We start from the raw sequence: 1559 nt of genomic DNA, 5'->3' as shown, positions 1-1559 counted from the left end.
CCCTGTAAGCGTGATTTTCACACGTATTTTGGTGTTATCGTTTGTTATGGGTTGGATCGGGGTGTTATCGACTTTTGACACGTTCGGGGGGTCCGCCTGTGGGCGAGGGGGTGATCCGTGCGGTCGGGATTCGCATGGATGGGTTTAGGTTGCTGATTTCGTTCAGTTAATCAGGTCGTGTTATCCGATAACACGCCCATATGAGTTCGTGTTATTCGATGACGAACTCACTGTTATCGCCTTTCCCGTCGCCGATATTGCCTGACCGCCGGGGTTCGGGCCAAGTGTTGGTCATCGGCAAACGCAACACCGCAGACGCCGCCCATCAACACCACGAACCGCGACACCCGCATCATCACATTCACCCTCGTCCCAAGCGACACCATCAACCCAAAAGGACTTTTCAAATGACCATCGCATCCACCCTGAAGACCGCCGCTCTCGCCCTCGCCATCGCCCTGCCCGTCGCAGGCGCTGCCGCCGCCGGTGGCTCTTATGTCAACGTTCAGCAGTACGGCTACGGCAACGCAGCCGGTGGCGCTCAGACCGGCTGGTACAATGACATGACCATCTACCAGGACGGCGCGTGGAACACCGCCATCGCCACCCAGGACGGCCACTGGAACCAGACCGTGATCGGCCAGCAGGGCTGGGGCAACTCCGCCTCCTCCTCGACCTACGGCTCCGGCAACGTCACCGGTGTGGCCCAGATCGGCGCAGGCAACAGCGCAGACACCACCCAGTGGGGCAACGGCAACGCCGTCGGCGTGATCCAGGTCGGCAATGGCAACTCCGCCTCCTCCACGCAGGTCGGCCATGGCAACGTCGCGGTGATCGTCCAGAACTGATCCCGACCGGCCCGCGGGGGCTCTCTCCCTCGCTTCCCCTCCCCGCGGGCCTCCCATTTCCGGCCATCCCTACAGGCCACCAACCCAAGGACCAGACCCATGACCCTCCCCCTTTCCCCTCGCCGGTTCCTTCCCGCGGCCCTGATCCTGGCCGGGGCGGGTCTCGCCGCAGCCTGCACCACCGCCTCGGTCGCGCAGGAAACCGCCGCCCCCTTCGCCTGCCAGATCTCGGTCGAGGACACCGGCCGCGCCACCGCCTTCCGCGGCCTCGTGCAGGCCAATGAGAGCCTCTCGGGCAGCTACAGCTTTTCCCTTGCCGGCCGCGGCACCAATATCCGCCAGGGCGGCGCCTTCACCGCCCGCGCCGGCGAAACCGTGACCCTCGGCCAGTCGATGCTGTCAGGCGATGCCGCCGATTACGACGCCAGCCTGAGCCTGACCGTGAACGGCGAGACCTATCGCTGCCGCGCCGTCGAGACCGAGCTTTGAGCCCCGGAAAAGATTGAACCTTCGCATTAGTGTAAACGACACACATTCAGAGCCCCACAGATAGACCCAAAGGAATAAACCCATGATCCGCAAGACCCTCACCGCCGCCGCCCTCGCCCTCACCACCCTCGCCGCCCCCATGGCCATGGCCGGAGGCACCATCTCCTTCGAGGTGAACCCTTCGAACGCCGATGAAGCCAACGCCATCCGCTTCGGCCTCGC

2 protein-coding genes are annotated in these 1559 nt (G+C 63.9%); both read left to right on the top strand.

Translation table 11 applies throughout. From position 1 onward, the window contains the following. The first annotated feature begins 407 nt into the window (after window positions 1-407). Window positions 408-848 carry a hypothetical protein gene (locus tag RBB16_RS20600; protein WP_071692071.1) on the top strand — a complete coding sequence of 147 codons (441 nt, stop codon included), beginning with the start codon at window positions 408-410 and terminating at the stop codon, window positions 846-848. Between the two features lie 99 nt (window positions 849-947). Continuing rightward, a complete protein-coding gene (csgH, locus tag RBB16_RS20595; protein ID WP_071692072.1) occupies window positions 948-1337 on the top strand; it encodes a curli-like amyloid fiber formation chaperone CsgH in 390 nt (129 codons plus the stop codon). Window positions 1338-1559: the final 222 nt, after the last annotated feature.

The organism is Nioella sp. MMSF_3534 (assembly GCF_030732985.1).
Classification (GTDB): Bacteria; Pseudomonadota; Alphaproteobacteria; order Rhodobacterales; family Rhodobacteraceae; genus Nioella.
Note: the sequence above shows the minus strand (reverse complement) of the source record. Positions and strands in the feature narration are given on the sequence as shown.

Coding starts and splice junctions, on each gene's coding strand:
- RBB16_RS20600 (WP_071692071.1), top strand. CDS start 408: ATGACCATCGCATCCACCCTGAAGACCGCCGCTCTCGCCCTCGCCATC.
- csgH (WP_071692072.1), top strand. CDS start 948: ATGACCCTCCCCCTTTCCCCTCGCCGGTTCCTTCCCGCGGCCCTGATC.